The organism is Amycolatopsis minnesotensis (assembly GCF_039529815.1).
GTDB classification, from domain to species: Bacteria; Actinomycetota; Actinomycetes; order Mycobacteriales; family Pseudonocardiaceae; genus Amycolatopsis; species Amycolatopsis minnesotensis.
The window spans coordinates 1-10963 of the sequence record NZ_BAAANN010000083.1; the positions used below are offsets into that span (position 1 = coordinate 1).

2 protein-coding genes are annotated in these 10963 nt (G+C 59.8%); one reads left to right on the plus strand and one right to left on the minus strand.

All coding sequences use genetic code 11. The annotated features are described in order from the left end of the window. The coding region (locus ABD256_RS43500) for a hypothetical protein (RefSeq protein WP_344432175.1) at positions 1–315 on the minus strand (315 nt) is incomplete at its 3' end. A gap of 339 nt (positions 316–654) precedes the next feature. On the opposite strand from ABD256_RS43500, the gene ABD256_RS43505 reads away from it, so the two are divergent. Next, the coding region (locus tag ABD256_RS43505; RefSeq protein ID WP_344432177.1) for a hypothetical protein at positions 655–10963 on the plus strand (10309 nt) is incomplete at its 3' end.

Consider the following 10963-nt stretch of genomic DNA (forward strand, 5'->3'; position numbering starts at 1 on the left):
CGGACAAACTGTGTACTGGCGGCGTTGGCGACGTTCCGGACCCTGGTGACCGGGGTACTGCACCGGGCGGAGCCGAGCGCACCCCAGCCGGTGACCGGGTTGAAGACGGAATTCCGCTCCCGGTTCAGGAAATTCGGGTTCGAGGCCATCCGGACGCACCTCGAACGGCAAGGGCGGCACGCACACGGCTTCGTCCTCGTCCAGGAGGAGAACGGCGAAGACACGGACCTGTTCAACGCGCACGTCGATCCCGACGGTGAAGTCCACTTCATCAGCGGCGAGACCGGTCTCGAATTCCATCCGCCCGCCGATCACGGGTTGCGAGTGTGGTTCATGCCCACCGCCACAACACTCCCGGACAGCACACCACCGCGGAGCCACACCACCGACAAACCCTCCGAAGTCACCGGGATCACACCCGGCCAACCCACCACCACCGTCGACTCCAGACGCGGTACGGCGGGACGCAAACGCCCGGCCGCGTCCACCAGTACCGCCCAGCGCAAGCGCTCGACGAAGTCCCGCAGCACGGGTAATGCCCAAGACAGCGGCACTGCGGAGCCTCGGAGCGGCCCCACTGCGAGAGATGCTGACTCCACCCCGGCAAGCGCCGGGCAACAAACCACGGAAGTTCACCCGCTTCCCGAGATCGACGTGGAGGTTGATGGGCCGTTGCTGGCGAAGCCGGTTCGGGGCCCGGTGGCGGTGGCTGAGTGGCGGGTGGATGTGTCGGCTTCGGGTGGCCGGTTGGTGTGGTCGGATGACGCTGAGGAGAAGTTGGGGACGTTTGTGGATGGTGCGGTGGACGAGTTGGTTGAGTCGGTGCGGATTGGTCATGCTCTACCGGAATTCCAGATTCACGCAAGACTGCCCAATTGGTCGCCCAAGTATCAGATTGAGTTGGAAATGGGTGTTGGTCAGAAGTTGTTGTCGGCTCTTGCGGGGCGGCTAGGCGAGCACGAGGGGCTGATTTACGATACCGTGAAAAAGAAGTGGGAGGTCGATACGGATAAGCTCGCATTGTGGGTCGACATCACTTCGATGAAAATTGATTATAGAAGTAACCCCAATATTTCGTTTTATCGTTATGGTTCTCCGTATGTGGCGGGGGATGTGGCTGGGGTTCTTGCCGGTGCGGGTGTGTATCTGGGCTACCTCGATCGAGGTGGGTTGTTGCCTTCGGTGGCGAGGCGTGTTGGTGATGCGGTGGGGGTGTTGTTGCGGCGCATCGGTGAGGCTGGTGAAGGGCGAAAGCCTGTTCTCTGGCTTGAGGGCCACGCTCGAAGCGTTGCGCGTTTGCATGTCGATGAGGTGGCGAAACTGGTCAACGAGACGATCCGTGCGGCGCTGCCTGCGAGCTCTGGGCTCACGGTGGATCACGTGATCCGAGATCACGTGAAATTCGGAACAAAAACCTCTGTCAGGGGTGCTAGGTTTCTTTACCTCAAGGTCTTCGACACCGGTGCGGTGGTGGAGGGTCCGGTTGTTCATCCGCTACCTGTGATTGATGTGGAGGTTGATGGGCCGTTGCTGGCGAAGCCGGGTGGGGGCCCGGTGGCGGTGGCTGAGTGGCGGGTGGATGTGTCGGCTTCGGGTGGCCGGTTGGTGTGGTCGGATGACGCTGAGGAGAAGTTGGGGACGTTTGTGGATGGTGCGGTGGACGAGTTGGTTCCGTTGGTGCGGAGTGGTCGTGCTCTACCGGAATTCCGGATTTACGCACGACTGCGCTATTTGCTGCCTAAGTATCGGGTTGCGCTGGAAATGGGTGTTGGTCAGAGGTTGTTGTCGGCTCTTGCGGGGCGGCTAGGCGAGCACGAGGGACTGATTTACGATACCGTGAAAAAGAAGTGGGAGGTCGATACGGATAAGCTTCCCTTGTGGATTGACGTTAATCTGGTGACCGGCACTGGCAAAGCTGAGCCCAGTATTTCGTTTTATCGTTATGGTTCTCCGTACGTGGCGGGGGATGTGGCTGGGGTTCTTACCGGTGCGGGTGTGTACCTGGGCTATTTCGAGCGGGGTGGCCTGTTGCCTTCGGCGGCGAGGCGTGTTGGTGATGCGGTGGGGGTGTTGTTGCGGCGCATCGGTGAGGCTGGCGAAGGGCGAAAGCCTGTTCTCTGGATCGAGGGCCACGCTCGAAGCGTTACACCTTTGCATGTCGATGAGGTGGCGAAACTGGTCAACGACGCGATCCGTGCGGCGCTGCCTGCGGGCTCCGGGCTCACGGTGGATCACGTGATCCGAGATCACGTAAAATTCGGAACAAAAACCTCTGGTAGGAGCGCTAGGTTTCTTTACCTCAAGGTCGTCGACACCGGTGCGGTGGTGGAGGGTCCGGTTGTTCATCCGCTACCTGTGATTGATGTGGAGGTTGATGGGCCGTTGCTGGCGAAGCCGGGTGGGGGTCCGGTGGCGGTGGCTGAGTGGCGGGCGGCTGTGTCGGCTTCGGGTGGCCGGTTGGTGTGGTCAGATGACGCTGAGGAGAAGTTGGGGACGTTTGTGGATGGTGCGGTGGACGAGTTGGTTCCGTTGGTGCGGAGTGGTCGTGCTCTACCGGAATTCCGGATTTACGCACGACTGCGCTATTTGCTGCCCGAGTATCGGGTTGCGCTGGAAATGGGTGTTGGTCAGAGGTTGTTGTCGGCTCTTGCGGGGCGGCTAGGCGAGCACGAGGGACTGATTTACGATACAGCGAAAAAGAAGTGGCAGGTTGACACGGATAAGCTCCCCTTGTGGATCGACATCACTGCAATGAAAGTTGACTATAAAGATAAGTCCGATATTTCGTTTTATCGTTATGGTTCTCCGTATATGGCGGGGGATGTGGCTGGGGTTCTTGCCGGTGTGAGTGTGTACCTGGGCTACCTCGATCGAGGTGAGTTGTTGCCTTCGGCGGTGAGGCGTGTTGGTGATGCGGTGGGGGTGCTGTTGCGGCGTATCGGTGAGGCAGGTGAACGGCGAAAGCCTGTTCTCTGGATCGAGGTCCACGCTTATAGCGTTGCGGCTTTGCATGTCGATGAGGTGGCGAAACTGGTCAACGACGCGATCCGTGCGGCACTGCCTGCGGGCTCCGGGCTCACGGTGGAGCAAGTGATCCGAGACCACGTCAAATTCGGAACCAGAGTCGGCCGCAACCGCCGAAAGTTCCTTTACCTCAAGATAATCGATCCTGATGATGTGACGCTGGCTGTCGACGGTGATTTCGGATGGGGTGCCGATGGTGCTTTGAAGTCTTGGAATGATGATGACCGGGAGTGGCAAGACTTCGATAATGACGAGGCAGTGAAGAACTTTGGGAAAAAGTTGGCGATTCGGGTCGCTGGTGCGGGTGCTCCCGTGGGTGGGAGTATGGGGATGGAGTACCCGGATGTTGTGGCGCGGGTGTTCTTTGAAGACTTGGATCGTTATCAGGACGAGCGTGTGCAGCGTCATGTGCAAAGTGTCTTGAAAGACGCCATTTTCGCTTCGTTCAGGGAGCCGGTGGAGGTGCTTGCGGCGGCGGCGGTGTGGTTGCGGGAGGGCGACAGGCTGGAGGAGGCGGCCGAGTTGGAAGGGCTCGCGGTCAAGGTGCGTGCGGTGGAGGATCTTGAGCAGCGGGTGGAGCGGCTTCAGGGGGCGGAGCGGTTTGGGGAGGCGGTGGGGCTTGCCCAGCGGGCGCATCAGCTCCGGGAGAAGGTCGAGAATGCGGTGGCGGTGCGGAACATTCGGACGGCGGCGGAGAACCTTGAGGTGACGTGGCTGTTCTACCGTGGAAAGTGTGTGTCTGATGGCAGGTTCGCGATAGAGGTGCGGGGGTCGCCGGCGCGGACTGCTGAGTTCTACCGGAACTCGCGTGAGTCGTTGCGTGGTGAGTTCGCCGATCCTGTCTCGGGCGTGTTGTCGGTGGTGGGTCGGGAGCGGGTGGTGTCGCGGGTGGCGGGGTTTGTCGGTCGGTGGCTGGCCGGTGGTGAAGGGGCGAGGCGGACGCTGGATATTCCTGTCGTCGGCCGTGGTGATCGGGGTGAGCGGCGTCGGCTGGCGGTGGAGGAGGCGGTGCAGGATGGTGTGCGGGAGGCGCTTCGGTCCGCGGGCCGGAGCCTTCTGTCGGAGGAATCGCAGGCACTTCTTCGCCGCGCCTCGAATCGCGATGACGATTTCGTGCGCATTCACGACGTCACCCGGGGCAGTGGCGATCTGAAGTCCGGCTTTGAGCTGCGGGAGCGGGATGTTGCCGAGGAGGTGATCGACTCCCCGCTCGCCGGGGCTGTCGAGCCGCCCGTCGGCGAGGATGTGTTCGCCCAATTGGACAAGATGGACCTGGGGTCGGAGGAGGAGTTCGACTGGCGGGCGATGCCGGGTGAGCCCGCGGAGCCATCGGATATGTCGGTGGTGTCTGAGGGGGAGCACACCGGTCCCGGGATGGAGCTGGCCGATGTCCTGAACCTTCCAGAGGACGACGTGCAGGGGCCGGTCGTCGACTGGACGGCTGGGGACCAGATCCCGGACTGGACGAACTTCGACTACGACACGTGGCGGGATGAGCAGTTTGGCTTCGAGTCTGGCCCCATGGACCAGCGGGATGTGGAACTCACCGGCTTCGATTTCGAGAACTTGGGTGGTTTCGATCCGAGTGTGGTTGATCCGAAGCTGTCTTCTTCGGACCAGGGTGTTCAGGCGGGGCGAGACGATGCTGTTGTGGATGTCGATCGGGGTTCGGACTCGGATGTGTCGGAGATGGAGGGTGTGAAGGCGGGTTCCCCGCCGCAGGTCCTGGTGGACTCGGGGACTCCGCTGACCGGGCATTACGCGGTTATTGATGGGGTGAACAGGGAAAATTACGAGCAGAGCCCGGATGAGGGGTTCCGGACGAACTGTGTACTGGCGGCGTTGGCGACGTTCCGGACCCTGGTGACCGGGGTACTGCACCGAGCCGAACCGAGCGCACCCCAGCCGGTGACCGGGTTGAAGACGGAATTCCGCTCCCGGTTCAGGAAATTCGGGTTCGAGGCCATCCGGACGCACCTCGAACGGCAAGGGCGGCACGCACACGGCTTCGTCCTCGTCCAGGAGGAGAACAGCGAAGACACGGACCTGTTCAACGCGCACGTCGATCCCGACGGTGAAGTCCACTTCATCAGCGGCGAGACCGGCCACGAATTCCACCCACCCGCGAATCACGGGTTGCGGGTCCGGTTCATGCCCACCGCCAAAGCACTCCCCGGCAACTCGCTACCCGAGCGGGATACGGATGAGCCTTCGGAAGTGGCCGGGATCAAGGCAGGTCAGCCCGACGTCGGGTCGGGGCGTGGTGCGGTGGGGCGTAAGCGCCAGGCGCCTACGGATGCGGAAGGTGGTGCGGCGCAGCGCAAGCGCTCGACGACATCTCGCGGTACGGGTGCTGCGCGGGGTAGCGGCGCGTCGGGGCCTCGGAGCGATATCGGTGTGAGGGCCGACAGCTCCGTCGCGACAGGCCCTGTGCAGCAGCCCACGGAAGTTTACCCGCTTCCGAAGCCTGCTGCGCAGGACCCTGCGCTGGGGCTGGGAAAGTCTGATGTGCTGGCCTTCGTGGCGTCGCAGAAAAAGGAAAATGAGAAGGTGTGGGAGGCCGACCTTTCGGTTTCGGATGGCCGGCTTGAGTGGTGGGGAGAAGCTCTAGAGGCGGAGTTGAGCAATTTCGTGGTGAAAGCGGTGAATGTTATTGAGCCGTTGGTGCGTGCTAGGTGGCGGCATCTCCCGGATTTCTGGATCCATTACTACACGAGACGGAGTTGGTGGAAGTACCAAGATGAGGTGGTGGGACGTGTTCGGCAACGGTTGTTGACTGAGCTGGCAAAACGAGTAGGTAATGTGGAGGGGCTCGTTCACGACGATCAGACGAACGAGTGGAGCGTCGACACGGACAAGCTCCCGTTGTGGATTGAATCCACAACGGGAGGTCTCTACAATTCCGTCCGAAATTACGTTGGTTTCTATCGCTATGATTCACCTTATTTGCTGGATGATGTGATCTCATCAGATGACAAGATGGCGCAGGTGCTTGCCAGTGAAGGTGTGTACGTGGCCTACCGTAACCGGGGTGGGTTGGTTCCGTCGGCGTCCAGGCGTACCAGGGAAGCGCTGGATCAGCTGCTCAAGTTGATAAAATATGGCGGGCGCGACTCTTTCGTGTGGATTGGGGGACACGCTCAAAAAAAGGAGTACCTGTACGTCGACGAGGTAACCAAGCTGGTGAACAAGGAGTTCAGCGAGGCGTTGCGGGCCACAGATGTCGATTTGCCATTGAAGACGGCGATCCAGGACCACATCAAATTCGAGGCCAAGATTTCCCCGCTGGCGGGCAGGTTTCTTTATCTCAAGGTTGTCTCTCCGGTTAGAGAGCTGGTGATATACAAGCTTCCCAGGATTGATGGGCCGTTGCTGGGAAGGTCCGATGCGTCGGCTCGCGTAAGGTCGAAGTGGGAGGCGGATCTTTCGTTTCCCGATGGTCGGCTTGAGCGGTGGGGGGACGATACGGAGGCGGAGTTGGAGGAGTTCGTGGGGAAGGCGGTAGATGATGTTGATCGCCTGGTGCGGGCTGGCTGGCAGCACCTACCGGATTTCCGGATCCATTTCTACGCGAGTGTGGCTGGGTTTAAGTACCGAGATGAGGTGGTGGGTCGTGTTCGTCAGAGGTTGTTGTCGGATCTTGCGAAGCGGCTTGGTGGACATGAGGGGCTGATCTACAATAGTTCTGCGGAGAAGTGGAGTGTCGACACGCGCAAGCTTCCGCTGTGGATCGACTCCACTGAGGGAACCAGTCAGAACGCTAGTGGGCGAAATTATGCGGCTTTTTATCGTTATGATTCGCCGTATCCGTTGGATGAGACGAGTTCGTCGGATGACAAGATGGCGCAGGTTCTCACTGGTGAGGGTGTGTACCTGGGCTACTGTGATCAGGGTGGGTTGGTGCCGTCGGCGCCCAGGCGTGTCAAGGAAGCGCTGGATCAGCTGTTCAAGTTGGTGAAGGACGCTGCGGTCGACGGTGGACGGCAGCTTTTCCTGCAGATTGAACGCCATGCTAGCCAAGAGTCGTCCGCGCATGTCGATGAGGTGACCGAGTTGGTCAACAAGAATATCGGCGAGGCGTTGCGGGCAGTGGGTATTGATTTGTCACTGGAGCGGGCTGTCGGCCGCCACGTCAAATTTGGAATCAAGAACAACCACAACGTCCGTAGGTTCCTTTACCTGAAGATTGTCGATTCCAATGGATCGCCGGTCGAAATTTCTGGTGCGGGTACTGCCCGAGCCAGCGGTACTCCGAGTGCTCGGAGTGGTGCCACCGCGGGGGGTGCTGACTCCACCTGGGCAAGCGCCGGGCAGCCCACGGAAGTTCACCCACTTCCCGAGATCGACGTGAACAGTGATGGGCCGTTGCTGGCGAAGTCGGATGGGGGCCCGGTGGCGGTTGCTGAGTGGCGGGCGGTTGTGTCGGCTTCGGGTGGCCGGTTGGTGTGGTCGAATGAAGCTGAGGAGAAGTTGGGGAAGTTCGTGGATGATGCGGTGGGCGAGTTGGTTCCGTTGGTGCGGGGTGGTCGTGCCCTGCCGGAATTCCAGATTTACGTACGACTGCGCCATTTGCTGCCCAAGTATCGGATGGAACTGGAAATTAGTGTTGGTCAGAGGCTGTTGTCGGCTCTCGCGAGGCGGCTAGGCGAGCACGAGGGACTCGTTTACGATACCGCGAAAAAGGTGTGGCAGGTCGATTCGGGCAAACTTCCCTTGTGGATTGACGTTAATCTGGTGGCCGCCAGTGGTAGAGCTGAACCTGGTATTTCGCTTTATCGTTATGGTTCTCCGTATTCAGCGGGGGATGTGGTTGGGGTTCTTGCCGGTGCGGGTGTGTACCTGGGCTATTTCGATCGGGGTGGGCTGTTGCCTTCGGCGGCGAGGCGTATCCGTGACGCGGTGGGGGTGTTGTTGCGGCTCATCGATGAGGCCAGTGAAGAGCGAAAGCCTGTTCTCTGGATCGAGGGCCACGCTCGAAGCGTTGCGCGTTTGCATGTCGATGAGGTGGCGAAATTGGTCAACGAGGCGATACGCGTGGCGCTTCCTGTGAGCTTCGGACTCACGGTGGAGCAAGTGATCCGGCGTCACGTAAAATTCGGAACCAAAACCTCTGGTAGGAGCACTAGATTCCTTTACCTCAAGGTCGTCGGCAGCGGTACGGTGGTGGAGGGTCCGGTTGTTCATCCGCTTCCTGTGATTGATGTGGAGGTTGATGGGCCGTTGCTGGCGAAGCCTGGTCGGAGTCTGGTGGCGGTGGCTGAGTGGCAGGCGGCTGTGTCGGCTTCGGGTGGCCGGTTGAAGTGGTCGGATGACGCTGAGAAGAAGTTGAAGACGTTTGTGGATGATGCGGTGAACGAGTTGGTTCCGTTGGTGCGGGGTGGTCGTGCTCTGCCGGAATTTCAGATTTACGCACAACTGAGCTATTTGTCATCCAAATATCGGATTGAAGTGGAAATGGGTGTTGGTCAGAGGCTTTTGTCGACTCTCGCGGGGCGGCTAGGCGAGCACGAGGGGCTGATTTACGATACCGCGATAAAGAAGTGGCAGGTCGATACGAGTAAGCTCGCATTGTGGATCGACATCACTGCAACAGGAGTCGATCATAAAGATAAATCAAGCATTTCGTTTTATCGTTATGGTTCTCCGTATTCAGCGGGGGATGTGGTTGGGGTTCTTGCCGGTGCGGGTGTGTACCTGGGCTATTTCGAGCGGGGTGGGCTGTTGCCTTCGGTGGCGAGGCGTGTTGGTGACGCGGTGGGGTTGTTGTTGCGGCGCATCGGTGAGGTCGGTGAAGGGCGAAAGCCTGTTCTCTGGCTCGAGTTCCACGCTCGAAGCGTTACACGTTTGCATGTCGATGAGGTGGCGAAACTGGTCAACGAGGCGATACGCGTGGCGCTTCCTGCGAGCTCCGGACTCACGGTGGAGCAAGTGATCCGGCGTCACGTAAAATTCGGAACCAAAACCTCTGGCAAGACTACTAGATTCCTTTACCTCAAGGTCGTCGAAACTGTGGTGGAGGGTCCGGCTGTTCATCCGCTTCCTGTGATTGATGTGGAGGTTGATGGGCCGTTGCTGGCGAAGCCTGGTCGGAGTCCGGTGGCGGTGGCTGAGTGGCAGGCGGCTGTGTCGGCTTCGGGTGGCCGGTTGAAGTGGTCGGATGACGCTGAGAAGAAGTTGAAGACGTTTGTGGATGATGCGGTGAACGAGTTGGTTCCGTTGGCGCGGGATGGTCGTGCTCTGCCGGAATTCCGAATTCACGCACGACTGAATCATTTGTCGCCCAAATATCTGATTGAAATGGAAATGCGTGTTGGTCAGAGGCTTTTGTCGGCTCTCGCGAGGCGGCTAGGCGAGCACGAGGGACTGATTTACGATACCGCGAAAAAGGCGTGGCAAATCGATGTGGACAAGCTTCCCTTGTGGATCGACGTTAATTTAGTGGCCGACGGTAGTCAAGCTAAACCAAGCATTTCGTTTTATCGTTATGGTTCTCCGTATTCAGCGGGGGATGTGGCAGGGGTTCTTGCCGGTGCGGGTGTGTACCTGGGCTACTCCGATCGGGGTGGGCTGTTGCCTTCGGTGGCGAGGCGTGTTCGTGACGCGGTGGGGCTGTTGTTGCGGCGCATCGGTGAGGCCGGCGAAGGGGAAAATCCTGTTCTCTGGCTTGAGGGCCACTTTTCCGGTAATGCTAATCTGCGTGTCGATGAGGTGACGGAACTGGTCAACAAGGCGATCATATCCGCGCTTCCTGCGGGCTCCGGGTTGACGGTGGAGCAGGTGATCCGAAAGCACGTGAAATTTGGAAAAGAAAAGCATGGAAAAGGTTCTAAGTTCCTTTACCTCAAGGTTGTCGATTCTGGCAATGAAGCGCTGACCGAAACGGAATTTGCATGGGGCAGTAGTGGCGTTAACCGGAGTGTGGTGCCGGCTGTCGCCGACGATTTCCGGATCTGGGGCAATGATTCTCCGGCTTGGCAAGGTGTTGACGGTGGCGAGGTGGTGAAGGGTTTCGGGAAGGAGTTGGCGGTTCGGATCGCTGGTGCGGGTGTTCCGGTGGGTGGGAGTACGGGTGCGGAGTATCCGGATGTTGTGGTGCGGGTGAGTTTCGAAGACACGAGGCACTATGAAAATGACGAGATCAAAGCGCGTGTGACTACCGAGTTGGCGAAGCTTGTCTTCGCTTCGTTCAGGGAGCCGGTAGAGGTGTTTGTGGCGGCGGCGGTGAAGTTGCGGGCGGAGGGCAGGCTGGAGGAAGCGGCCGAGTTGGAGGAGCTCGCGGAGAAGTTGGGTGAGGTGAAGAGTCTTGAGGAGCGGGTGGAGGAGCTTAAGGAGGAAAGGCGGTTCGGGGATGCGTTGCGGCTTGCCACGCGGGCGCATGAGCTTCGAGGGGAGGTCGAGAGCGCGGTGGCGGTGCGGAACATCGAGAAGGCGGTGAATGACCTCGAGTTGACTTGGCTCTTCTCTCGTGAAATATGTGATTCTGATGGCAAGTTCACGATAGAGATGCGGGAGTCGCCGGCGCGGAGTGCTGAGTTTTACCGGGACTCGCGTGGGCTGTTGCGGGGTGAGTTCGTTGATCCTGCGTCGGGCGTGTTGTCGGTGGTGGGTCGGGAGCGGGTGGTGTCGCGGGTGGCGGGGTTTGTCGGTCGGTGGCTGGCCGGTGGTGAAGGGGCGAGGCGGACGCTGGATATTTCTGTCGTTGGTCGTGGTGGCCCTGGGGAGCGGCGTCGGCTGGCGGTGGAGGAGGCGGTGCAGGATGGTGTGCGGAAAGCGCTTCTGGCCGCGGGCCGGAGTCTTTTGTCGGAGGAATCGCAGGCGCTTCTTCGCCGCGTTTCACATCTTGATGACGATTTCGTGCGTATTCGTGAGGTCTTCCGGGGTGGCGATCTGAAGTCCGGCTTTGTGCTGCGGGAGCGGGATGTTGTCGAGGATGTCACCG